22 protein-coding genes, 3 tRNA genes and 1 pseudogene are annotated in these 23,759 nt (G+C 29.0%); 7 read left to right on the top strand and 19 right to left on the bottom strand.

Annotated elements, in window-relative coordinates:
- Window positions 1-83: 83 nt before the first annotated feature.
- Window positions 84-467 (bottom strand): annotated as a pseudogene (locus B8063_RS07305) (metal ABC transporter solute-binding protein, Zn/Mn family); the annotation flags it as partial.
- Window positions 468-542: 75 nt separating this feature from the next.
- Here B8063_RS07305 and B8063_RS00010 point away from each other — a divergent pair.
- Genes B8063_RS00010 through B8063_RS00030 form a run of 5 tightly spaced genes read left to right on the top strand, consistent with a single transcriptional unit; the run spans window position 543 to window position 3,159 of the window.
- Complete coding sequence (locus B8063_RS00010) at window positions 543-1,283, top strand: ATP-binding cassette domain-containing protein (protein WP_085068308.1); 741 nt, start codon at window positions 543-545, stop codon at window positions 1,281-1,283.
- Window positions 1,284-2,087 carry a metal ABC transporter permease gene (locus B8063_RS00015; protein ID WP_085068311.1) on the top strand — a complete coding sequence of 268 codons (804 nt, stop codon included), beginning with the start codon at window positions 1,284-1,286 and terminating at the stop codon, window positions 2,085-2,087.
- Between the two features lie 6 nt (window positions 2,088-2,093).
- On the top strand, window positions 2,094-2,510 hold the full coding sequence (locus B8063_RS00020) for a Fur family transcriptional regulator (RefSeq protein ID WP_232311393.1): 417 nt from the start codon (window positions 2,094-2,096) through the stop codon (window positions 2,508-2,510).
- A 29-nt stretch (window positions 2,511-2,539) separates the two neighbouring features.
- Window positions 2,540-2,878 (top strand): hypothetical protein, encoded by a 339-nt coding sequence (locus B8063_RS00025; protein WP_075521957.1) that lies wholly within the window; start codon window positions 2,540-2,542, stop codon window positions 2,876-2,878.
- A 59-nt stretch (window positions 2,879-2,937) separates the two neighbouring features.
- Entirely contained in the window at window positions 2,938-3,159 is a 222-nt protein-coding gene (locus tag B8063_RS00030; protein ID WP_075521958.1) for a DUF6552 family protein, read from the top strand.
- A gap of 14 nt (window positions 3,160-3,173) precedes the next feature.
- On the opposite strand, the gene phoB is transcribed toward B8063_RS00030, so the two are convergent.
- The 11 genes from phoB to B8063_RS00085 all read right to left on the bottom strand — a co-directional run bounded on the left by phoB (window position 3,174) and on the right by B8063_RS00085 (window position 16,773).
- A complete protein-coding gene (gene phoB / locus B8063_RS00035) occupies window positions 3,174-3,854 on the bottom strand; it encodes a phosphate regulon transcriptional regulator PhoB (protein WP_075521959.1) in 681 nt (226 codons plus the stop codon).
- Between the two features lies 1 nt (window position 3,855).
- Complete coding sequence (phoU, locus tag B8063_RS00040; protein WP_075521960.1) at window positions 3,856-4,548, bottom strand: phosphate signaling complex protein PhoU; 693 nt, start codon at window positions 4,546-4,548, stop codon at window positions 3,856-3,858.
- Between the two features lie 2 nt (window positions 4,549-4,550).
- Window positions 4,551-5,312 carry a phosphate ABC transporter ATP-binding protein PstB gene (gene pstB / locus B8063_RS00045; RefSeq protein ID WP_085068313.1) on the bottom strand — a complete coding sequence of 254 codons (762 nt, stop codon included), beginning with the start codon at window positions 5,310-5,312 and terminating at the stop codon, window positions 4,551-4,553.
- Window positions 5,313-6,575, bottom strand: coding sequence for a phosphate ABC transporter permease PstA (gene pstA, locus B8063_RS00050; protein ID WP_085070805.1), 1,263 nt, complete (start codon window positions 6,573-6,575; stop codon window positions 5,313-5,315).
- Window positions 6,568-7,971, bottom strand: coding sequence for a phosphate ABC transporter permease subunit PstC (gene pstC, locus B8063_RS00055; RefSeq protein WP_085068316.1), 1,404 nt, complete (start codon window positions 7,969-7,971; stop codon window positions 6,568-6,570). The genes pstA and pstC overlap by 8 nt, the downstream gene beginning before the upstream one ends.
- A 101-nt stretch (window positions 7,972-8,072) precedes the next feature.
- On the bottom strand, window positions 8,073-9,101 hold the full coding sequence (locus tag B8063_RS00060) for a substrate-binding domain-containing protein (protein WP_085068318.1): 1,029 nt from the start codon (window positions 9,099-9,101) through the stop codon (window positions 8,073-8,075).
- Window positions 9,102-9,207: 106 nt separating this feature from the next.
- Window positions 9,208-10,365 carry an ATP-binding protein gene (locus B8063_RS00065; RefSeq protein ID WP_085068321.1) on the bottom strand — a complete coding sequence of 386 codons (1,158 nt, stop codon included), beginning with the start codon at window positions 10,363-10,365 and terminating at the stop codon, window positions 9,208-9,210.
- A 4-nt stretch (window positions 10,366-10,369) separates the two neighbouring features.
- Window positions 10,370-11,209, bottom strand: a complete 840-nt coding sequence (locus tag B8063_RS00070; protein ID WP_085068324.1) for an EamA family transporter — start codon at window positions 11,207-11,209, stop codon at window positions 10,370-10,372.
- 10 nt (window positions 11,210-11,219) lie between these two features.
- Window positions 11,220-12,425: a sugar phosphate nucleotidyltransferase gene (locus tag B8063_RS00075; RefSeq protein WP_085068326.1), complete on the bottom strand. Its 1,206-nt coding sequence runs from the start codon at window positions 12,423-12,425 to the stop codon at window positions 11,220-11,222.
- Between the two features lie 2 nt (window positions 12,426-12,427).
- Entirely contained in the window at window positions 12,428-14,146 is a 1,719-nt protein-coding gene (gene ilvD, locus B8063_RS00080) for a dihydroxy-acid dehydratase (protein WP_085068329.1), read from the bottom strand.
- Window positions 14,146-16,773, bottom strand: coding sequence for a valine--tRNA ligase (locus B8063_RS00085; protein WP_085068331.1), 2,628 nt, complete (start codon window positions 16,771-16,773; stop codon window positions 14,146-14,148). Before B8063_RS00085 ends, ilvD begins: the two co-directional genes overlap by 1 nt.
- A gap of 121 nt (window positions 16,774-16,894) precedes the next feature.
- Here B8063_RS00085 and B8063_RS00090 point away from each other — a divergent pair.
- Window positions 16,895-16,968: transfer RNA gene (locus tag B8063_RS00090), tRNA-Cys, on the top strand.
- Window positions 16,969-17,018: 50 nt separating this feature from the next.
- Window positions 17,019-17,094: transfer RNA gene (locus tag B8063_RS00095), tRNA-Asn, on the top strand.
- Between the two features lie 9 nt (window positions 17,095-17,103).
- Here the strand turns inward: B8063_RS00095 and B8063_RS00100 are convergent.
- From B8063_RS00100 to B8063_RS00130, 7 genes are all read right to left on the bottom strand, one after another.
- On the bottom strand, window positions 17,104-17,475 hold the full coding sequence (locus B8063_RS00100; RefSeq protein WP_085068334.1) for a helix-turn-helix domain-containing protein: 372 nt from the start codon (window positions 17,473-17,475) through the stop codon (window positions 17,104-17,106).
- Window positions 17,476-17,619: 144 nt separating this feature from the next.
- Entirely contained in the window at window positions 17,620-18,354 is a 735-nt protein-coding gene (locus tag B8063_RS00105; protein WP_085068336.1) for an amino acid ABC transporter ATP-binding protein, read from the bottom strand.
- Complete coding sequence (locus B8063_RS00110; RefSeq protein ID WP_085068338.1) at window positions 18,354-19,796, bottom strand: amino acid ABC transporter permease; 1,443 nt, start codon at window positions 19,794-19,796, stop codon at window positions 18,354-18,356. Before B8063_RS00110 ends, B8063_RS00105 begins: the two co-directional genes overlap by 1 nt.
- A complete protein-coding gene (locus B8063_RS00115; protein ID WP_232311394.1) occupies window positions 19,797-20,852 on the bottom strand; it encodes an amino acid ABC transporter permease in 1,056 nt (351 codons plus the stop codon).
- 157 nt (window positions 20,853-21,009) lie between these two features.
- Window positions 21,010-22,050 (bottom strand): amino acid ABC transporter substrate-binding protein, encoded by a 1,041-nt coding sequence (locus B8063_RS00120; RefSeq protein WP_085068340.1) that lies wholly within the window; start codon window positions 22,048-22,050, stop codon window positions 21,010-21,012.
- A 189-nt stretch (window positions 22,051-22,239) separates the two neighbouring features.
- A tRNA-Arg gene (locus B8063_RS00125) sits at window positions 22,240-22,316 on the bottom strand.
- A gap of 26 nt (window positions 22,317-22,342) precedes the next feature.
- A complete protein-coding gene (locus B8063_RS00130; protein WP_085068342.1) occupies window positions 22,343-23,752 on the bottom strand; it encodes a potassium transporter Trk in 1,410 nt (469 codons plus the stop codon).
- Between the last annotated feature and the right edge of the window lie 7 nt (window positions 23,753-23,759).

Here is a 23,759-nt window from a genome sequence, read left to right on the forward strand (position 1 = left end):
TCGTCATGATCATCTTTTTTTGCATGTTCGTCATGGTCGTGATCGTCATGATCATCTTTTTTCGCATGTTCGTCATGACCATGATCACCGTGATCACCAAAAATATTTCTTTCTCTGAATTTTAATTTAGTAAGTTTTTTAATTTCCATTAATTCAATTTTTTCAGCTTTTTTTCCAATAGATTTTAAAGGCTTTTCTAGAAATGCTTCTATGTCTTCACCGACCCAAAAAATTAAGTCAGCTTCTTGTAGCATTTTTGCGTGAGAAGGTTTCATAGCAAATCCATGTGGAGATGCATATCCATCTACAATTAAATCAGGTTTTCCTACTCCATCCATTAAATAACTAGCTAGAGAATGTATAGGCTTTATAGATGCAACTACTTTAACATCCGCATTAACAGATGTTATAAATGTGATAAATGATAAAAAAGATATTATTAAAGGTGTTTTTTTAAGATATTTCATGTTTTATGGTTTATAATTATTGTTATATTATAACATTATGTAATAATATAACATTCTGAAGTCAAGTGAAAATATATGAACGATAATATTTTAGTTAAATTAAAAAATGCAGGTTTTCGAATAAAGAATAAGTGGCTTGTACAAAGTGTGTCCTTTCAAGTTGAAAAAGGTAAAATTGTTACACTTATAGGTCCTAATGGATCTGGAAAGAGTACAACTGCTAAAATAGCATTGGGAATTTTCAAAAAAATTGAGGGTGAAGTTGAAAAATATACTAATAAAGTTGGCTATGTACCGCAAAAAATCTCAATTGATTGGACCCTACCTCTAAGAGTAAGTGATTTTATGGTGTTAACTGAAAATATTAAAAATGAAGATATAGATGAAGCATTGTCATTAACTGGTGTTATCCATCTCAAAAATAAAAATTTAGGAAGTCTATCAGGAGGAGAATTTCAAAGAGTTTTACTTGCAAGAGCTATCTCAAAAAAACCCGAATTGCTAGTTTTAGATGAGCCTGTTCAAGGAGTAGATTTTACAGGTGAAATTGCCCTTTACGAATTAATTAAAAAAATATCTGATGAATTAAATTGTGGTATCTTACTTATATCCCATGATCTTCACACAGTTATGAGTGCTACTGATCATGTAGTTTGTCTCAATGGTCATGTGTGTTGCTCAGGTTCTCCAATTGATGTTGCAAGAAACAATGAATATAAAGCGCTGTTTGGTGAACAAGCCTCTAAAACATTAGCTATTTATGAACATAAACATGATCATACTCACTCCAACGATGGAGAAATAAAAAAAAATTAAATGTTTGATGATTTTTTTATAAGAGCTTTAGTTGCAGGATTAGGTGTTGCTATCGTTACGGGGCCTCTTGGTTGTTTTGTAGTTTGGAGAAGATTATCTTATTTCGGAGATACTCTTGCACACTCTGCGCTGCTAGGTGTTACAATGGCTTACTCTTTTCAATTTAATATCGCTTTATCGGTATTTATCATCTCATCTATAATTGCTTTAATTTTAATTCAACTTCAAAAAAAAACTAATTTACCTGGAGATGCGTTGTTAGGATTGTTAGCACACTCATCATTAGCAGTTGGATTGGTTGTGATTGGATTTTTAACATTTATTAGATTTGATATAATGGGATTACTTTTTGGTGATATATTAGCAGTAACATTAAATGATATAATTATAATATGGTTTGGTGGAGCTCTTATTTTACTAATCTTAAAGTTAATTTGGAGACCGTTATTTGCATCTACAGTAAATTATGAACTTGCAGAAGCTGAGGGACTTAATCCTGATAGAGCAAAAGCGATATTTACAATTTTAATGGCTGCAATTATTGCTATCTCGATAAAAATGGTTGGGTTATTATTAATTACAGGAATGTTAATTATCCCAGCTGCTATGGCCAGAAATATTTCGGACAGTCCAATTAAAATGGTAATATTTTCAATTATTGGCGGAGTATTGTCAGTAATAATTGGATTATTTACCTCTTTAGAATTTAATACTTCTTCAGGTCCATCAATAATAGCTGCAGCTTTATTTTTATTTATACTGTCATTATTTAAAATTAAACAATCTGTTCAATTGAAAAACTGATCAACTATGAATAAAATGCAAAATATGGATAAACATCAAATACTATCAAAAAATCAGCAAATCATTTTTGATATAATTGAAAAAGCAAAAGAGCCAATTAAAGCATATTCAATATTATTCAATGTACAAAAAAAGGGAATTAAGGCGCCTTTACAGGTTTATAGAGCCTTAGATAAATTAGTTGAAATTGGAAAAATTCATAAAATTGAAAGTAGAAATTCTTTCGTTGCATGTAAAAACTCTAATTGCCAAATATCAAAAGCAACTGCCTTCTCCATATGTGAAAGTTGTGAAGAGGTAAGTGAAATAAGCGATAATAAATTATCCAAATATTTAGAAAGTTTTCAAAATAAAGCTGGCATGAAATTTAAAAAATATAACCTTGAATTTTTTGGACTTTGTAAAAAATGTTCAATTAAATAATTTGCATATTACAAAAAATATTTTCACAAATGTTATTCTTTCTTTTTAAAGTTATTGCAGCAGGTTTAATTGTTGCTTTTTCGAGTTGGTTGGCTGGTCAAAATCCTAAGCTGGCTGGATTTATTATAGCATTACCTTTGGTATCACTAATAGCGATACTGTTTTCGTATTATGAGCACAATGATACAGAAAAAACAGTGATGTTTACGAAAAGTATATTTATTGCAGTACCAGCAAGTTACTTATTCTTTGTACCCTTCTTCTTTGCAAAATCTTTTAATATGAATTTTTTCATAATTTATATTGCAGGTTTAATGTTTCTAATCGGTGGATATTTTATCCATAGATACATAGTTAATTTCTTATAAAGTTAACAAATTTAACAAATCTTTAACATAAGTGTCATAAGTAATACGAAAGGAGTTATATGTTTTTAAAAAAATATCTTAAGTGGATAAGTACATTTTTAGTTCTAATTGGAATATTATTAACAAATTTAAATATATATCCGATAAATATATATTTTCATGGTCTTGGTGTAGTTGGATGGACAATATCGGGTTTTTTATTAAAGGATAAGGCCATATTAACTAATTTTGGATTACAAATTCCATTATTTGTAATTGGTATCTCAAAAATTGTATTTTAATTTTATAAAAGTAATTAAATTAAGGAATATCCAGCAGATCGAACAGTCCTAATTAATTCTTTTTTGTTTTTTAAATTTACTGATTTTCTTAATCTTCTTATGTGAACATCAATAGTTCTACTTTCAACATTAATGTTATTTGGCCAAACATTTTCAAGTATCTGATCTCTGGAATAAACTCTTTTTGGATTTAATAAAAAAAATTCAAGTAATCTAAATTCTGTTGGACCAAGTGTAATTTCAATATCACTTCTAAAAACTCTTCTTTCATTTCTGTTTAATTTTAAATCATCAAATTCGATATAATCTGAAACTATTTTAGGATCTGATCGTCTAAGTACAGCTTTAATTCTTGCTAATAATTCATTGAAGCTAAATGGTTTTGTTAAATAATCATCTACACCACTATCTAAACCCTTTATTTTATCTTCTTCTTCACCTTTTGCGGTTAGCATTATTATTGGTAGGCTTTTTAGTTTTATATCTTTCCTAATATTTTTACAAATTTCTACTCCAGATAGATCTGGTAGCATCCAATCTAAAAGAAGCAAATGTGGTTCAAATTTCTTTAGTTCTTTTAAACCATTATTTCCATTAGTTGATGATGATACAATAAATCCCTCTTTCTCAAGATTGTGTTGAACTAATTGTATTATTGAAGGTTCATCTTCAATAATAAATATTTTGCCACTCATGTTACTCTTGAATAACTTTACCTTTAGGTCTATTTCCCTTTAAATATTCACCTTTAATTAAGTAACATATGGACTCAGCTATATTGGTTATATGATCACCCGCTCTTTCTAAATTTTTAGTTGCAAAAATTAGATGCGTTGAAAAATCTAAATTTTTTTTGTCTTTTGATAAAAATTCAATAACACTTTCCATAGCTATATATGTTAGATCATCTACCTGTTCATCTTTTTCCCAAACATCTTTAGCTTTATCAAAATTTTTATTTACATAGCTATCTATCACATCATTTAATTGTTTTATGACCAAATCTCCTAGTCTTTTTAGATTTGATAATAATTCTTCCGGTAAATCTAATGGCAAGGGCTTAATTTTTTTTGCATTACTTTTTGATAAATCACCAATTCTCTCTAAATCTTGTGAGATTTTTAAAGAACTAATTGTTTCTCTTAAATCAATAGCCATTGGAGCTCTCTTTACAAGTAATGTCATTATTTGAGTGTCTATTTTTGATCTGAATTTATTTATTTCTTCATCACTTTTGATTATTTTATCAATTGAATCCTTATCTACTTTAATTATGGCATCCATTGAATCTACTAACTGTGTTTCTGTTAAACTACCCATTTTTATGACAGAGTCAGTTAGGTGCTGTAATTCCTCTTCGTATGATTTTACTGTGTGTTCATTGCTCATGTTTATCCAAATCTACCTGTAATATAGTCTTGTGTCATTTTATTGTCAGGGTTTTTGAAAATTTTTTCCGTTTTACCAACTTCTATTAACTTACCTAAGTGAAAAAACCCTGTTTTTTGTGAAACTCTAACAGCTTGAGCCATAGAATGAGTAACAATCACAATAGTGTAAGTTTTTTTCAATTCATCGATTAATTCTTCAATTTTAGCAGTTGCAATGGGATCTAGAGCGGAGCATGGCTCATCCATTAATATTACCTCAGGATTTACAGAAATAGCTCTAGCTATACAAAGTCTTTGTTGTTGACCACCAGACAATCCAGTTCCTGGTTCATTTAGTCTATCTTTTACCTCTTCCCATAAAGCTGCTTTTCTCAAACTATTTTCAACAATTTCATCTAGTTCATTTTTACTTTCACCTTTTCCATGAATTTTTGGACCATAAGAAATATTATCATAAATGCTTTTGGGAAATGGATTTGGTTTTTGGAAAACCATACCAACTCTTTCTCTTAATGAAACTACGTCTAATTCTTTACTATTTATCTCAATTCCATCTATCTCTATATTTCCTGTAACTTTGCATATATCGATGACATCGTTCATTCTGTTAATACATCTAATAAAAGTAGATTTTCCACATCCCGATGGTCCAATTAATGCTGTTACCTCTTTTTCGTTTAAATCAAGGTTTACATCGAACAAAGCTTGTTTATTACCATAATAAACATTCAAATTTTTTGATTTAATTTTAATATCAGACATTTAGTTCCATCTTTTTTCGAATTTTTGTCTTAAATATACTGCTAAAAAATTCATTACAATTAAAAAACTTAGCAACATCATGATTGTTGCTGATGTTTTTTCAACAAAACCTCTTTCTGCTGACTCAGACCATAGATAAACTTGAACAGGTAAAGAAGATGAAGGATCAATAGGTGTTGATGGAATATCAACAACAAATGCCACCATGCCAATCAAGATCAAAGGTGCTGTTTCTCCTAAAGCTTGAGCTAATCCTATAATTGTTCCTGATAAAGTGCCAGGCAATGCTAATGGTACAACATGATGAAAAACTGATTGAAATTTTGAAGCTCCAACTGCAAGTGCACCTTCTCTTATTGAAGGAGGCACAGCTTTCAAAGACGCCCTACAAGGTATAATTATTCTAGGTAATGTCATTAAAGCTAAAGTTATTCCAGCTACCAATGGGGTTGATCTGGGCAACTGAATAGTTGCTAGTAAAATTTGAAGAGCTAGTAATCCATAAACAATTGATGGAACAGCAGCAAGATTATTAATATTGATTTCAATAAAATCAGTAATTTTATTTTTTGGAGCAAATTCCTCTAAATATATTGAAGCTAAAACTGCAATTGGAAAAGACAATAATAGACAAATCAATATACTATAAAATGATCCAACTAAAGCACCACCAATTCCAGCAATCTCAGGATCTCTTGAATCACCATTTTTAAAAAAATAATTATTAAAATTTTTTATAATCTTCTTGTTTTCTAAAAAATTATCATAAATACTTAATTGAAAATTAGATATTCTTCTTCTTTCCTCAGGTAAATCTCTAGGATAATTTCCTTTATGAAGCTGATCTATATCATCAGAAGATGTTATCTCTAAATTTACAGTTTTTCCTAATAAATTACTGTTATTTATTAATGCATTTTTAATTTCTAACTCAGCATCAGTGGTAAATAAATCAATAAGCTGATTTTCCTCATCTAAATTATTAGTAGGATATGTTTTGAGAAGAGTCTCAATTGTTATATCAAAAAAATCTGCTTCAAGAATTTCATCTTTTGTAGCTCCATTTTTGACTCCTAAGAGCTCTGGATCATAAAAAACATCAACATTTATTGCTGTTTTCATAAAAGCTGAGCTACCTTTAGAAAATATATTTTGAACTAAAATTAATACAAATAACAATGCTAAAAATATTGAAGCTAATCCATAAAATCTAAATCTTTTTTCAGCGTTATGTCTCTTTTTTAACCTTTTTTCTTTAGTCATATTTTTCTCTATATTTTTTAACAGCTCTTTGAGCCACATAATTTAAAATCAATGTTGCAACGAAAAGAGTTAACCCTAATGCAAAAGCAGATTGCGTTTTTGGACTATCAAACTCTTGGTCGCCCACTAGTATCATCACTATTTGAGTTGTAATAGTTGTTGTTGATTCAAGTGGATTAATAGTAAGATTTGCAGCTAAACCTGCTGCCATAACAACTATCATTGTTTCTCCAATTGCTCTAGATACAGCTAACAATACAGACCCAATTATTCCTGGTAAAGCAGCTGGTATTACAACTTGCTTTATTGTTTCAGATTTTGTTGCACCCACCGCATAAGAACCATCTCTTAATGATTGCGGAACAGAATTAATAACATCATCAGATAAAGATGAAATGTAGGGGATAATCATTATGCCCATGATTAGACCTGCAGCCAAAGCACTCTCTGATGATACAGTTAATCCTAAACTTTCACCAAATTGTCTAAAAAATGGTCCGACAGTAAGAGCTGCAAAAAAACCATAAACAACAGTTGGGATGCCTGCTAAAATTTCTATAATTGGTTTAGATATCCTTCTAATTTTAGTTGAAGCATATTCTGCCATATATATTCCAGAAAATAATCCTATTGGAACTGCAACAAACATAGCTATCAATGCAATAAATGAGGTTCCTGCAATTAAAGGAATGAAACCAAAAGCGTCTTTTAATTCTTCATATTCAGCAACTGTTATAGAAGAAGCATCTCTAACAAAAGCTCTTTGAGGACTCCAGTTTGTACCAAATAAGTAATCGAATATATTTATGACAGAAAAAAATTTAATACTTTCAAAAAGTAGTGAGAAAATTATTCCTAAGGTAGTTAAAATTGCTATTAGAGATGATACAAACAATAAACCTTTTAAGATAATTTCAACATCATCTCTTGCCTTATTATTGTTTTTTATTTTTTTTAATGAGTAAAGTATTGAGCCTATAATAACTGAAAAAATTAAAACTATTTTTGAATTTGTAAATAAACCTATAAATTTAGAATATGACAAAGCACTTTGTTGTAAAATATTATCTATATCTCCAAAATATGTTCCAAGATGTATTGCTTTAATTTTTTCGTAAATTAAATTTGCTTCGTTTTTATCACTTATATTTGCTCCTAATTTAGCAGCATTGTCTATAATGATTGATTTGATAATTATTGGTTCAAATAACGTCCATATCAACAGAAAAACTAAAGATGGTATTGAGCACCATAAAACTAAATAGTATCCATAAAACTTTGGTAACGCGTTTAATTTTAAATTATTTTGTAGTGCTAAACTTCTAGTTTTCGATTTTCCATAAAAAAACAATGAAATTGAAAATATTATTATTAAAAATATTAGTGCGAAATTCATTCGCAATAATAGTTACATTTTAAATGTTACAAAATTGTTACAATTTAAATCTGTAATTGAAAAAAAGGCCAGTGTTTCTGGCCTTTTTAAAAGTTAATTGTTTATTTTATATTTATAACGTTTAGATCTATAGCAGCAGTTCTAGTAACTTTGTATTTATCAGATGCTAAAGGAACTAACCCTATTTTTGCAAGATATCCTCTGTTGCTCATAGCTTTCTTTGATGTGAATTCTTTTAAGTATTCTTGTATGCCTGGTATTACACCAACATGAGCTTTTTTAACGTAAAAGAAAAGTGGTCTAGCTATAGGGTAAGAATAATCTTGAATACCTTCTAGAGAAGGCTGAACACCTTCAACTGATGCAGCTTTGACCTTGTCTTTATTTGCTATTAGGTAACTATAACCAAAGAAACCATATGCATCAGGGTTTGATGTTAGCTTTTGAACAATAAGGGTATCGTTCTCACCTGCTTCAACAGCATAACCATCTTCTCTAATTCTAGTGCAAGCTTTTTTTGGTTTTTTACCGTTTGCTTCATATAAAGATTTTGCTGTTTTGGTACATCCTTTTACCATTACTAGAGAATTCCAAGCATCTCTTGTTCCTGAAGTCGGTGGAGCTACTAATATTTCAATTTTTTTGTTTGGAAGACTTACATCTATATCACTCCATTTTTTGTATGGATTTTCAACAAGTTTGCCATCAACATCAACTTTTGCAGCTAAAGCTCTCCACAATTGCTCTTTTGTAAAATCTGCATCTGGAGCACTAACAGCGTGTGCAAATGAGATTCCATCATTACCTACTACAATTTCAATAATTTCTGAAACTCCATTTTTTTCACATAATGCTTTTTCTTTTGGTTTAATTGCCCTTGAGGCATTTGTTATATCGGGATGATTAGCTCCTACACCTGCACAAAATAATTTCATACCTCCTCCAGTACCTGTGCTTTCAATAACTGGGGTCTTGAATTTTCCGCTTTTTCCAAATTTTTCAGCAACCACTGTTGCATAAGGGTAAACAGTTGATGACCCTACAATTTTGATTTGGTCTCTTGAGTAACTATTTGTTGTAAAACTTAATACTAAAAGAAATCCAAATATTACACTTATTATTTTATTCATAATTCTCCTTATTAGATTCATAATGTGATCTAAATAAAATTAATTTTTAAATATTTTATTAAAGTAAGGTTAAACTTTTATTACAATGACTAACTTTTTGGTTGAATTATAAAGAATTAAATTTGATATCTATCGTTGTTCCTTCATTTTCAACACTATTAATATCCATCTCTGCTCTATGTTGTGAAACTAAATGTTTTACAATTGCTAAACCAAGACCTGTACCACCTACACTTCTACTTTTACTCGGATCAACAGTAAAAAATCTCTCTGTGATTCTATGTATAGATTCTTTTGGTATACCTATTCCCTTATCAGCAACTGAAACAATATTAAAATCACCATCTTTTTTAGCAGTGATTGTAACTTCTTTATTTTTATCACTGTATTTAATTGAATTATCGATAAGATTAGTAAAAATTTCTATTAATTTATCCCTATCACCAATTATTTTAAGATTATCAGTTTTGTTAAATTTAATACTAATATTATTTTTACTTATGATTTTTTCATAAGTTTTAATAACATAATCAATCAATTCTATAAGATCTATTTCATGGGTTGGTCGTATATGTTCCTGTAATTCAATTTTTGATAATGATAATAAATCTCTAATTAAATTTTCCATTCTCTCAGACTGTGAAGTCATTAATGGCATCAAATTATTCAACTCATTATTTTCTTTTAAATCTTTAATATTATCAATTGTTTCTAAACCCATTTTTATGGATTGTAGTGGGGTTCTTAATTCATGAGACACATTAGCTACAAAATCAGATTTAAGTTGTTGAAATTTATGGAATTCTGTTAGGTCTCTAATAAATAAAACACAAGTAACTTCATCAAAAAATAAATTATTTTTATCAAGATAAATTGTTATATTTAATCTTAAAACAGCTTTATTTCTTATTTCAATTTCAAAGTCTGGTATATTTTTATCTTCAAAAATTTTATCAATCGAGCTTAATAGGTCAGGATTTCTTAAAGAACCACTTATATTTTCATTTATTTTAGTATCAAACAATTTTGTTGATGAATTATTACTAAAAATAATTTTTTTTGATTTATCTAAAATTAAAATACCTTCAGGTATACTATTTAGTAAATCAAATATATTTTTTCTATACTCTTTATTTTCTACAATTTTAACTTCTGTATTCTTACTAGCTGTCTCAGGTTTAATTCCTAATACTCTTTCTTTTTTAAGTAAAAGAAAAGTTAATAAACCTATTATTAATAATAAGATTACAATTAAAAGTTCCATTATACTAAAATAATTTTATTCCTATCACACCTATTAAAATAATTACTATAGAGGAAATTTTTAATAAATTCATTTTTTCTTTCAAAAGAAAGTATCCAATAAAAATTGATAATAAAATACTAGTTTCTCTTAACGATGTAACAACCGGTATTGGTGCTTTTGTGAAGGCCCATACTACTAAAGCATAACTTGCATAAGAAAGTGTTACTCCATAAATAAAGATTTTTTTACCTTCATTATAAACGCGTTGTAAAACTTTTTTTTCCCCTATTATTCCAAGTACAAATGGAAAAATTAATGCATTGATAAGAAATGACCAGCTCATAAAAGATATTGCTGACTCGCTAATCCTTGCTCCGTAACCATCAATTAAAGAGTACGACCCAATAAATACTCCTGTAATCAATGGATATTTTATTTCATTTAAATTACTTATTTTATAATTATTTGCTCCGAGTAAAAAAATTCCAAAACATAAAAATAATATTGAAAAAATAACGAATTTATCAAGAACAACTCCTAAAAACAGAATGGATATAAAAGTTGTAATTAATGGTCCAGTTCCCCTAGCTATTGGATAAACTTTAGTAAGATCTCCAACTTGATAAGATCTTAATAAAAACCATTGATAACCTTGATGAATAAATATGCTTATAATTATAAAAATGTAACTATCTACATTTGGAGCTGGAAAATATAAAATTGCTAATAACGATAATGGTGCGTGACCTAGAACAATCCCTGTAACTGCAACAGTTTTATCGTTGTGGTTTTTGACAAAACCGTTCCATGTTGCATGAAGCAATGCAGCTACTAAAACAACTGCAAATACAATACCATCCATGTTATAAAATTTATATTACTCTACCGTAAACATCCTGATATCTAACAATATCACTTTCTTTAAGTATTGATCCAACTTGTGCTTCAAAAATTTTAACAGGCTTTTTGCTAGGATTTTGAATTCTATGGATTGCTTCAAGTGGAATAAATATATGTTCACCAGGCTTTTTGATTATAATATCTTTATTAAGCGTAATTTTAGCATTTCCTTGTGTTACCAACCAATGCTCTGCTCGGTGATGATGTTTTTGTAAACTCAAAATCCCTTTTGGTTTTACGTACAATTCTTTGATTAAAAATTCATTACCTTCAAATAAATTTGTGTATTTTCCCCAAGGTCGATAATAAATATTCTTCTTTTTAATGTATTTACGTTTATTTTTGTCATACATTTTTAATATTTCTTTCCAGCTTCCAAGATCTGACCAAGGAATATCTAATTTAATTGCATTTATTTGTTTTGTTTTTTCTAAAATGGCATAATCAAATGATTTAGCTGTAGCTTTTAAAAATGAGGATTTATTTAAATAATAAGTGTTAGATTTATATTTAGCTTTATTAACTGCATCTAGGCAGTTTTTAAATGTTTTAAGCTGATATTTTTTAAAGTTATTAATTATAGAGTCTTTTCTAAGAAAAAACATACCAGAGTTCCAATAGCCATTTTTTTTAATAACTTGTTTTGCTTTTACTTCTTTTGGTTTTTCAATAAATTTTGTTACTTTATTAATATTTCCATTAACTTTTTTTGTAAGAAAATAGCCATATTCGCTTGAGGGAGATTTAGGTTTTATGCCAAAGATAAATATATTTTGATCGGTCAAATTAGATTTATTTTTATAAATAGCATTGTTAAAAATATTTACTTTTTCTATTAAATGATCTGATGAGAAGAACATTAATGGTTGATTGTCTGGAATATCCTTTATTAAGGCAGTACTTAAAATAGCTGGAGCTGTATTTTTTTTAGCTGGTTCTAAAACAATTTTATATTTTTTGATTTTATGTTTTTTTAAATGCTGTTTTACTTGTTTAAGGTATTTTGCATTTGTGCTGATTACTGGATTATCAAAAATTGAGCCTTTTATTCTTTCTAATGTTTTACCTAATAAAGTCCAATTACCAAAATTAATAAACTGTTTTGCTTGATGTTTTTTTTGATTAGGCCAAAGTCTTGTCCCTGCTCCTCCACAAAGAATTACAGGTCTAATTTTCATGTTTAAATATCCGCGTAAACTTTAACCTCGTTTTTGCCCCCAGGATGTGTAGGTGCTCCTAAGTAAGCTGGTCCAACTGTTTGTGCATATTTCCACAACGTTCCATTTCCAAAATTAATCTTTTTTGGTTTCCATTTTTTACGTCTAGATGCCAACTGTTTTTTTGTTAATCTTACATTGATAGTTCCTTTTTTTGCATCTATATCGATGATATCACCATTTCTTAAAAGAGCTATTGGACCACCTACTGAAGCTTCTGGGCCAACATGACCAATGCAAAATCCTCTAGTAGCTCCAGAAAATCTTCCATCTGTGATTAGTGCAACTTTCTCACCCATTCCTTGTCCATAAATTGCACCTGTAGTCTGAAGCATCTCTCTCATTCCGGGACCACCTTTTGGCCCTTCATATCTTATTATAATTATATCACCCTCTTTATATTTTTTATTTTTTACTGCCTTATATGCTACTTCTTCATTATCAAAACATCTAGCTCTTCCGGTAAATTGTAATTTTTTTAAGCCTGCAATTTTTACAATTCCTCCCTCTGGAGCTAGATTTCCTTTTAACCCAACTACACCACCATCTGGTGATAATGGGTTATTATACTTTCTCATTACTTTTTGATTTGAATTAAATTTAATATTTTTTAAATTTTCTTTCATTGTTTTGCCAGTAACGGTTAAACACTCACCGTGTATAAAACCACCTTCGTATAAAGTTTTTAATAACATTGGTACACCACCAGCTAACCACATATCTTTTGCAACATATTTTCCACCCGGTTTTAAATCTGCTAGATAAGGAGTTTTTTTAAAAATTTTTGCAACATCCATTAAATCAAATTTAATTCCAATTTCATTTGCTATTGCAGGCAAATGAAGTGCAGCGTTAGTTGATCCACCTGTTGCAGCAACAATTGTTGCTGCATTTTCTAATGATTTTCTTGTAACAATATCTCTTGGTCTTATATTCTTTGCTAATAAATTCATTACAGCTTTACCACTTTCAACAGCATATTTATCTCGTTTTGTATATGGTGCTGGTGTTCCTGCAGAGTAAGGTAAAGCTAACCCTATTGCTTCCGATACACACGCCATAGTATTTGCTGTAAATTGTCCACCACATGCACCTGCACTTGGGCAAGCTTTAAGCTCTAATTTTCTTAAAGAATTTAAAGACATTTTTCCAGAATGATATTTCCCAACACCTTCTATAACATCAACAACTGTCACATCTTTACCATTAAATTTTCCTGGTAATATTGAGCCGCCATAAATAAAAACACTTGGAACGTTAAGTCTTACCATTGACATCATCAAACCTGGCAATGATTTATCACAACCTGCTAAACCAACTAATGCATCATAACAATGACCTCTAACTGTTAATTCTGTTGAGTCAGCAATCACATCCCTCGAAACTAAAGATGATTTCATTCCCTCATGACCCATCGCTATTCCATCTGTAACAGTAATTGTACAAAATTCACGAGGGGTTCCACCAGATTGATAAACACCTTTTTTAACTGATTGAGCTTGTCTCATTAGAGCAATATTACATGGTGCAGCCTCATTCCATGTAGAAACAACACCAACAAATGGTTTAGCAACATCCTTTTCTGTCAAATCCATAGCGTAATAAAAGGACCTCTGAAATGCTTTATCTGGTCCCAAAGTTGTATGTCTGCTTGGTAATTTCTTTTTGTTAAATTTTTTCATTATAAACTTTCTAAGGTTAGTTGTATTTTTTTAGCATCTTTTTCTAAGTTGTTAAAGTTAGATTTTTCTTGTTCAACAATGTTTTTTGGAGCTCTATCAATAAAACTTTTTTTAGATAGTCTAATATTTATTTTACCCATTTCTTCTTTAATTTTAGAGTGTTTTTTTAATAATGTATCTTTAATAGTTTTGATATCTACATCCTGGTCAAAATACATTTTATAAAGCTCACCTTTGATGATTAGACTTGCAGATGATTTTTTTTGATCTTCTAATAATATATTAGTTATTCTTCCTAACTTTTTTAGCACAATTTCATTTTTATTAAAAAAATCTTGTGTTTTTAAATTTGTATTAGCTAAAGAGACATCAATTAAAGAACCTGGGCTAACTCCTATCTCGTTTTTAAAAGATCTAATTGATGTTATAATTTCAATTATATTACTTACGTCATTATATTCGTGGCTTTCTTGAGGTTTTTCATCACTCCAATTGGCGAACATTAAATAATCACTACCATCTTTATCTAATTTATTATTCAGCCAAATCTCCTCTGTAACAAATGGAATAAATGGATGTAGGATAACCAATATCTCTCTAAAAATATATGCAGAAACTTTTTTAACTTCCTCTATAGAGGATTTATCATCTGAATATAATATTGTTTTTGATAGTTCTAAATACCAATCACAAAAAGAATGCCAAACGAATTGATAGACGTTTCTAGCAGCTTCATCAAATCTATAATCTTTTATATTTTGCTTAATCTGATTATTAATTGAATAATATTCAGATATTATCCATTTATTTATATTTACCTTAACTTCTTTAGGCTTTTTTATTTCATCGAAATTGCAATCATTTTGTTTGAGTAAATTGTTTGCATTCCATATTTTATTTAAAAAGTTTCTATACCCTTTCACTCGATCCTCTGAGAGTTTTACGTCTCTTCCTGGAGATGCCATAGATAATAATGTAAATCGTAGTGCATCTGCTGAATATTTCTCTATTAAATCCAATGGATCAATAACGTTTCCTTTTGACTTAGACATTTTCTGTCCTTTTTCATCTCTAACTAAAGCATGAACATAAATATCTTTAAATGGCTCTTTTTCTAAAAAAGCCATTCCCATCATCATCATTCTAGCCACCCAAAAAAAAATAATATCAAAACCAGTTACCAAAACTGTTGTTGGATAAAATTTTTTTAAATATTCAGTTTGATTAGGCCAGCCTAAAGTTGCGAATGGCCATAGACCTGATGAAAACCAAGTATCAAGTACATCTTCATCTCTTTTTAATTCAACATCTTTTTTATAATAATTTTTAGCCTCTTTGATTGCTTCCTCTTCAGTATACTCTACAAACACTTTTCCATCAGGACCGTACCAAGCAGGTATTTGATGACCCCACCAAAGTTGTCTTGATACGCACCAAGGTTCAATATTGTCCATCCATTGAAAATATGTTTTAGACCAATTTTCAGGAAAAAAATTTGTTGATTTATTTTTTACAATTTCTTTAGCTTTTATGGATAGTTTTTTTGCATCAGCAAACCATTGTTCTGTTAAATAAGGTTCTATAATTGAATTAGATCTATCTCCATATGGAACTTTATTTTTAATATTTTCTTCTTCTACAAAAAAATTATTTTCTTTTAATTTTTTTAATAATTGTTTTCTTGCTTCAAATCTATCTAATCCAATAAATTCTTTTGGTGCATTTTCATTTATTTTTCCATCTTCAGTAAAAACATTTATTATTTCTAAATTATTTCTTTCTCCAACTTCATAATCATTAAAATCATGAGCTGGAGTAATTTTTACAGCTCCTGTTCCTTGTTCAGGATCAGCATATTCATCTTCTATGATTTTTATTTTTCTTCCAACAAAAGGAATTGTTACAAATTTACCAACAATTTTTTTATATCTTTCGTCACTAGGATTTACTGCAATAGCAGTATCACCCAGCATGGTTTCAGGTCTTGTTGTTGCAATGGTTATAAAATCTTCACTATTTTCGATAGGATATCTAATATGATAAAGTTTTGAATTTACTTCCCTTTGATCTACCTCAAGATCAGAAATGGCAGTTTTTAATACAGTGTCCCAGTTAACTAACTTCTTTGACTTAAAAATTAGATTTTTTTTATATAAATCTACAAAAACTTTTAAAACAGATTTAGATAGATTTTCGTCCATAGTAAAAGCATTTCTTGACCAATCACATGAACATCCTAATTTTTTTAATTGATTAATAATTATATCTCCATATTCATTTTTCCACTCCCAAACCTTTTTAATAAATTTATCTCTACCTAAATCATTTTTTTTTATGCCGTCTTTTTCTAACTTTCTTTCAACAAGAGCTTGGGTTGCTATGCCTGCGTGATCAGTACCTGGTTGCCATAAAGTTTCAAAATTATTCATTCTATGAAATCTTACTAATAAATCCTGAATAGAATTATTTAAAGCATGACCCATATGTAAACTTCCAGTTACATTTGGTGGAGGAATAACTATTGAAAATTTGTTGGTATTTTCTTTGGGTTCAAAAAGTTTATTTTTTTCCCAGTAAGAATAAATCTTATTTTCTACATCAGTATGGATATATTTATCAGCACTCATTAGATAAATATTTTATAAATTAATCATTTCAATAAACAATAATGAAATTAGGATTTAAATTTATAGACTAATCTAAAAAATCAATTATATAAGGTCATCTATCAAATATTGTATATTTGCTGGCAACGTGGCGGAATGGTTACGCAGAGGATTGCAAATCCTTGTATCCCGGTTCGATTCCGGGCGTTGCCTCCAAAAAAAACTATTGTGATAAACTAAAAAAAAAGTAAGTTGCAATTTGTTATTCCTCGGTAGCTCAGTTGGTAGAGCAGTTGACTGTTAATCAATTGGTCGCAGGTTCGAGTCCTGCCCGAGGAGCCAAAAAATTCTTTATCCAACCTTTGTAATGCTTGGCTGAGAAAGTTGAATATTTTTACCAAACTTAATTTTTTGATCTTGTGTTAACTCTGAGTAAACCTTTACCAAAAAATTATAATTTACATTCATATGACCTTCTTTTGATTTCTCTAAATTTAAAAGATACTCAGAAAAATCCTCAAAAAAATAATTAATAGGCACTTTTAAATAATTAGATAATTGAAGTAATCTAATTGAGCTTACACCATTAGTGCCTTTCTCATATTTTTGAATTTGTTGAAACGTAACGTTTATAGCTTTTGCAACCTTAGTTTGTGTTAAACCTAGAGCTAACCTTCTAAGCTTAAGCTTATTGCCTAAATGTTTATTGAAATTATCTTCCATCAAAGACCCCTCTTTAATTAAAATATATTGTTGAGTTAATAGAATTAGAAGATGTATTTCAAGAGAAAATTTTTTAAAAAATATCTTTTTTTTTAAAATTTAAGATCCTGTCAAGAACCTTTTTAGCAAAATAGATGATTATTTTTAAAGTATCTGACTTAAAAATAGCTTAGTTCTATCGCTCTTTGGATTAGCAAAAAATTCATTTGTTGCAGCTTTTTCAACTATCATCCCTTCATCCATAAAGATAACTTCATCTGCAACTTCTTTTGCAAAGCCCATTTCGTGTGTAACAACTATCATTGTCATCCCTGCTTTAGCTAAATTTACCATAGCATCTAAAACTTCTTTAATCATTTCAGGGTCCAATGCCGATGTAGGTTCATCAAAAAGCATTATTTTTGGCTCCATACATAAAGCTCTTGCAATTGCACATCTTTGTTGTTGTCCTCCTGATAACTGACCTGGAAATTTATGTGCTTGATCGGCAATTTGAACCTTTTCTAAGTGTTTCATAGCTAAATCTTCAGCATCTTTTTTTGGCATTTTTTTAACCCAAACAGGAGCAAGAGTACAATTATCTAATATAGATAAATGTGGGAACAAATTAAATTGTTGGAAAACCATTCCAACCTCAGCTCTTATTTGCTCAATATTTTTAGTATCCTCTGTAAGTTCATTTCCATCAACAATAATTGATCCTTGTTGGTGCTCTTCTAATCTATTTATACATCTAATTAAGGTAGACTTTCCAGAACCTGATGGTCCGCAAACAACAATCTTTTTATTTTTTTCAACATTCAAATTAATATCTTTTAAAACCTGAAAATCACCAAACCACTTGTTTACATCTTTAATTTGAATAATTGTATCTGACATTATCTCTCTGTTTTATATTTTTCTTCTAAGTTATAACTATATTTACTCATTGCATAGCAAATTATCCAAAATACTACAGCTGCAAAAACATAACCTTCCATTGAATATCCTAGCCACTTAGGATTTGTTTTTGCCATTTGAAGCATTCCAGCAATTTCTAATAAACCAACCACCAAGATTAATGGTGTATCTTTTACTAAAGCTAAAAACGTATTTGCAATACCAGGAATTACTAATTTTAGCGCCTGAGGTAAAATTACAAATATATGCATTTTCCAATATCCCATTCCTAAAGATTTTGCTGCATCGTACTGACCTCGAGGGAGCGCTTGCAGCCCTCCTCTTATAACCTCAGCTACATAGGCCGCTTCAAACAAAGAGATAGCAATTATAACTCTTACCAATTTATCTAAGAAGAAATCCTCAGGTAAAAACATTGGGAACATAACAGATGACATGAATAAAACAGTTATTAATGGAACCCCTCTCCAAAATTCAATAAACACAACTGAGGTATATTTTATAAATGGTAGTTCAGATCTTCTTCCAAGGGCTAAAGCCATACCTACTGGAAAGCAAAAAATTAAGCAGAAAAATGAAACTATGAAAGTCAAAGCCAAACCACCCCATGCACCAGTTTCAACCCAATTTAAACCGTCTAATTTACCTAGTTCAACATATTCCTCGGGTAATATGAAAAGATTTAGAGATAAATAAACTGCTAATGGTACAAAACAAAAATAATATAATTTGAATTTATTTGGAACAAAAAATCCAATAATAATTGCAACAACGCTTGCAATAATTCCATATGAAAAATCAAAGAATACAGGACCACCTGAAATAAAAAAGAATATGAATAAGAAAGCAATAATTGGATAAATAACTACATAATATAAAGTTAAGTATTTTTTAAATTTCTCTGTTGCAAAGTAACCTACTGATCCAAGAGCCAATAAAGATATAAAAGACAAATTAATTCTCCATTGCTCTTCATTTGGATACAATCCATATATAAATCTTCTCAACCAAACTTTAATATAAGTCCAGCATGCACCGTCTCCTGTACAAGCCTCTTTTGAATTGCCCGAAATATTTGCATCAATAACAGTCCAGCTTAAAACTGGTGGTATTGATTTAATAATTATAAAGATAATTAATAATGATAGGACAGCATTAAAATTATTGTTATTAAAGTTTTTATTAATTTCATCTAATCTTCTTATCCCAGAATACTCAATCCTAATAAAGTGTAATCCAATAAAACCAATTATTAATGGTAATAAAAAACTTATAGATGTAGGCAAAAAGCCAGTGGCATTTATTTTAAAGAAAGATGATAAAAATACATCAAAAATACTAATAAACACTAAAGATAATCCTAATATTAAAAATAAATTTAAGTTTGATTTATCTGGTTTTAAAAAATTTATATTATTCATTTATTTTTCTTTGATCGCAATTTTTTTGTTATACCAATTCATTAAAACCGAAATAGATAAACTTAACGACAAATAAGTAAGCATTGTTATTGAGACTATTTCTATCGCCTTACCTGTTTGCATTAGTGCAGTTCCAGCAAAAACTAGGACTAGATCTGGATATGCAATTGCAGCAGCTAAAGAAGAATTTTTTGTTAAATTTAAATATTGGTTGGTTGTTGGTGGTATAATTATTCTTAAAGCTTGAGGCATAACAACTAATTTTAAAATTTGGTTAGGATTTAAACCAATAGACGCTGCCGCTTCTTTTTGACCTTTGCCAACGCCCTGTATGCCAGCTCTCACACACTCAGCAATAAATGTTGCTGTGTACAATGATAAAGCTAAAGTAAGGGCAATTAACTCTGGAGGAATTCCAACACCACCTTCATAAATATATGATGTTTTAGCTAATTTTTTAAGAACAGGTATTTCGAAACTTAGTGATACACCTCCGATTAAAAAACTTAACAATGGTAGAATAAGTAATAAGCCTATTGATATTAAAAATACTGGTATTTGCTTTCCTTCATTTTCTTGTTTTCTTCTCGCGTAATTTTTAATTACTACAATCGATACTACTGCGGCAATTATTGAATATAAAAAAATATTAAAATTTTCCCAAATAAAAGCTGGGATAAACAAACCTTTAATTGTCAAATAAAATACTCCCATGATACTCTCAGTATCTTGAGGCAATGGCAAAGCTCTTAAAGCTGCAAAGTACCAAAAGAAAATTTGTAATAAGAGTGGGATGTTTCTAAAAAATTCTACATAAAAGGCTGCTGTGTTTTTAATCAAGTAATTTGAAGATAATCTTGCAATACCAACTATTACACCAATTATAGTTGCAAAAATTATACCAATTACTGAAACTAAAATTGTGTTTAAAAGTCCTACTAAATAAGCTCTAAAATATGAGTGTGATCCATCATACTCAATTAAGGAAAATTGAACATCAAATGAAGACTCTTGACTAAGAAAACCATAACCAAAATCAATACCTCGATTTTCCATATTTAGCTGAGCATTGTATGAAAAGAAGCCAAACACCAATATTACAAATAGAAGTGTTAATAACTGTGGTGCAATTTTTTTGATATTAAATTTCACGGAGATTTTATAAAAAAAAGGGCTAGAAAAATCTAGCCCTTTTTCATTAATTAATTAGCAATTATCTTGCTGGTGGTACGTAAAGAATTCCACCTTTTGTCCATAATTGGTTTGGACCTCTGTCTGGTAAAATTCCAGGAGCAGCAATATTTCTTTCGTAGCTTTCTCCGTAGTTACCAACTTGCTTAATGATTCTTAAGCTCCACTCATTATCTAATCCAAAAGCAGCACCTAATTCACCTTCTGCTCCAACTAATCTTTTAATAGCTGGATTGTCAGATGTTTTCATCATATCAGCGTTAGCAGATGTAATGCCATATTCTTCAGCTTCGATCATTGTGTTTAGTGACCATCTTACGATGTCTTCCCAAACAGCATCACCTTGTCTAACAACTGGGCCTAAAGGCTCTTTTGATATAGTTTCAGGTAATACCATGTGATCATCTGGATTTGACATTTTTGTTCTTTGCGCAGCAAGACCTGATTTATCTGTAGTGTAAGTATCACATCTTCCAGCATCATAAGCAGCAACAACTTCGTCAGCTTTTTCAAAAGCTACTGGCTCGTATGAAATTCCCTTAGAATTAAAGAAGTCTCTCATATTAAGCTCTGTAGTTGTACCAATGTTTGTACATGCAGAAATACCATCTTTGAAATCATTCACTGAATTAATTCCAGAGTTTTTTCTTACCATGAAACCTTGACCATCATAAAAGTTTACACCAACAAATGTTAAACCAATGTCAGCATCTCTAGACAACGTCCAAGTTGTGTTTCTTGATAACACATCGATCTCTCCAGATGTAAGTGCAGTAAATCTTTCTTTAGCACTTAGTGGAGTAAATTTAACTTTACTTGCATCACCTAGTACTGCAGCAGCCACCGCTCTACATACATCAACGTCAACACCAGTCCAGTTTCCTGCAGCATCAGCATTAGAAAATCCTGGAAGACCTTGTGAAACACCACATCTCACAAAACCTTTTTTCTGAGTATTTTTAAGAGTTTTAGATTTCTTAGCAGCCATAGTTTCAGTTGTAAAAGCAAACAGAACTGCAAATACAGCAACTAAAGAAGTCAATTGTTTTACTATTTTAAACATTATTTCTTCCTCTTGTTATTAATTTATTTGTTAACAAATAATTCAAAAGTTAATTTGAATTATCATAAGTAAAGCAGAAACAGGGATCTTCATCAATGATAATTTAAGCCCATCATTTCTTGTTTATCTGAGATATCAAATTATCAAGACTAATCTTGTTTTAAATTAAATGCTTAAAGTATGAACATATGGCGCGCCCTGAAGGATTCGAACCTCCGACCCACGGTTTAGAAAACCGTTGCTCTATCCAGCTGAGCTAAGGGCGCTTAAGATATGAACGTATAATACAAAATTAATTTTTGAAAAGAAATTTTTTTATCAAAATTAATATCGTCAATAATTCAATTCTACCGATAATCATAAATAAGATTAAGGTAAATTTTGACATAATTTTTATGCTATAAAAATTAAAATCAGCTAATCCATACATAGATGAATTTACAGTATTCATAATTGTTAAAATTCCTAACTTAAATGAATTTTCAAATTTTATACCTGATATGGTCAATAAACTTGAGACAGCAAAAAGTGAAATAATAAAAACCAAAACAGTCAAAAAATATTTATTTACATCAGATTTATCTGTATTTGATTTTAACAAAGAAACTTTATTTAAATAAATTTGATTTGGTTTGGTATTGGAAAGCAAATTATTTAAGGAGTATTTAAGTAAACTCAATATCTTAATTACCCTCAAACCTGAGCTTGTAGAAAAAAAAGATCCACCAATTATAACTAAAATTAGAAAAATAAAAGATAAATTTGATGGTATATTCTCAAAAGAAATACCTAGATTTGAAACACTACTAGATAAAGAAACTAAAATATTTAGAAAATTATTTTCAGAATTAAAAAATATGAACAAGATTGCTATTATTATAATTAAATATAATGCTAAATAAAAATCTTCAGTTAAATAGTTTAAATTATTTTTTTTAAAAAAAATTAAATTATAAATAAAAAACAAACTAAAATAAGATGATAGTATTAAAATTGATAATATAATTTTACTCAAATCACTCACAAATAAACTATCAAAATTATCCATAGGCAAAAAACCACCAGAAGAAATTATTGTCATTGATAAATTAAAAGAATCAAAAGTCCTTAAATTTATTAATTTTAAAAATATAAAAATAATAAAAGTAATTGATGAATAAATTATTATTATTTTTAAAGACTGTTTTAATGTTTCAGAGGAATTGAATGATATGTAATTTGTTAATGATTTTTTTAAATTATCATCAAAAATATCTATTAATAAAAGAAGAGAAAATAGAAAATATAACCCTCCAATCCATTGTGATGATGCTCTCCATATAATTAGGGTTTGATCTAATTGTTTTATATTATAAAAAATAGAAAAACCTGTAGATGTAAATCCTGATATTGCTTCAAAATAGGAGTTTAAATAAGAAATATTATTTATACTGAAGTAAAAAGGTAATGAAATAATTACTGGAAAAAATAAATATCCTATTATTACTATTAATATTTTCTCATAAAGATTAATTTTTTTAAATTCAATTCGTTTAAAAAAAATTAAAAACAAACCAAGAATTAAAGTAAATAAAAAAATATTAAAGTAAGTATTTATATTTAAAAATAAATTTAAGTAGTACGAATAAATAATATTCAAAAAAGAAAAAATACTTATTAAAAGAGTAAATGATCCAATAAATATTAAACTAAATCTGCTCATTAATTTT

Source organism: Candidatus Pelagibacter sp. RS40, from assembly GCF_002101295.1.
Classification (GTDB): Bacteria; Pseudomonadota; Alphaproteobacteria; order Pelagibacterales; family Pelagibacteraceae; genus Pelagibacter.

Bases quoted from the DNA above. Each gene is read 5' to 3' on its own strand.
- B8063_RS00010 (WP_085068308.1), top strand. From the start codon at position 543: ATGAACGATAATATTTTAGTTAAATTAAAAAATGCAGGTTTTCGAATA.
- B8063_RS00015 (WP_085068311.1), top strand. From the start codon at position 1,284: ATGTTTGATGATTTTTTTATAAGAGCTTTAGTTGCAGGATTAGGTGTT.
- B8063_RS00020 (WP_232311393.1), top strand. From the start codon at position 2,094: ATGAATAAAATGCAAAATATGGATAAACATCAAATACTATCAAAAAAT.
- B8063_RS00025 (WP_075521957.1), top strand. From the start codon at position 2,540: ATGTTATTCTTTCTTTTTAAAGTTATTGCAGCAGGTTTAATTGTTGCT.
- B8063_RS00030 (WP_075521958.1), top strand. From the start codon at position 2,938: ATGTTTTTAAAAAAATATCTTAAGTGGATAAGTACATTTTTAGTTCTA.
- phoB (WP_075521959.1), bottom strand. From the start codon at position 3,854: ATGAGTGGCAAAATATTTATTATTGAAGATGAACCTTCAATAATACAA.
- phoU (WP_075521960.1), bottom strand. From the start codon at position 4,548: ATGAGCAATGAACACACAGTAAAATCATACGAAGAGGAATTACAGCAC.
- pstB (WP_085068313.1), bottom strand. From the start codon at position 5,312: ATGTCTGATATTAAAATTAAATCAAAAAATTTGAATGTTTATTATGGT.
- pstA (WP_085070805.1), bottom strand. From the start codon at position 6,575: ATGACTAAAGAAAAAAGGTTAAAAAAGAGACATAACGCTGAAAAAAGA.
- pstC (WP_085068316.1), bottom strand. From the start codon at position 7,971: ATGAATTTCGCACTAATATTTTTAATAATAATATTTTCAATTTCATTG.
- B8063_RS00060 (WP_085068318.1), bottom strand. From the start codon at position 9,101: ATGAATAAAATAATAAGTGTAATATTTGGATTTCTTTTAGTATTAAGT.
- B8063_RS00065 (WP_085068321.1), bottom strand. From the start codon at position 10,365: ATGGAACTTTTAATTGTAATCTTATTATTAATAATAGGTTTATTAACT.
- B8063_RS00070 (WP_085068324.1), bottom strand. From the start codon at position 11,209: ATGGATGGTATTGTATTTGCAGTTGTTTTAGTAGCTGCATTGCTTCAT.
- B8063_RS00075 (WP_085068326.1), bottom strand. From the start codon at position 12,425: ATGAAAATTAGACCTGTAATTCTTTGTGGAGGAGCAGGGACAAGACTT.
- ilvD (WP_085068329.1), bottom strand. From the start codon at position 14,146: ATGAAAAAATTTAACAAAAAGAAATTACCAAGCAGACATACAACTTTG.
- B8063_RS00085 (WP_085068331.1), bottom strand. From the start codon at position 16,773: ATGAGTGCTGATAAATATATCCATACTGATGTAGAAAATAAGATTTAT.
- B8063_RS00100 (WP_085068334.1), bottom strand. From the start codon at position 17,475: ATGGAAGATAATTTCAATAAACATTTAGGCAATAAGCTTAAGCTTAGA.
- B8063_RS00105 (WP_085068336.1), bottom strand. From the start codon at position 18,354: ATGTCAGATACAATTATTCAAATTAAAGATGTAAACAAGTGGTTTGGT.
- B8063_RS00110 (WP_085068338.1), bottom strand. From the start codon at position 19,796: ATGAATAATATAAATTTTTTAAAACCAGATAAATCAAACTTAAATTTA.
- B8063_RS00115 (WP_232311394.1), bottom strand. From the start codon at position 20,852: ATGGAAAATCGAGGTATTGATTTTGGTTATGGTTTTCTTAGTCAAGAG.
- B8063_RS00120 (WP_085068340.1), bottom strand. From the start codon at position 22,050: ATGTTTAAAATAGTAAAACAATTGACTTCTTTAGTTGCTGTATTTGCA.
- B8063_RS00130 (WP_085068342.1), bottom strand. From the start codon at position 23,752: ATGAGCAGATTTAGTTTAATATTTATTGGATCATTTACTCTTTTAATA.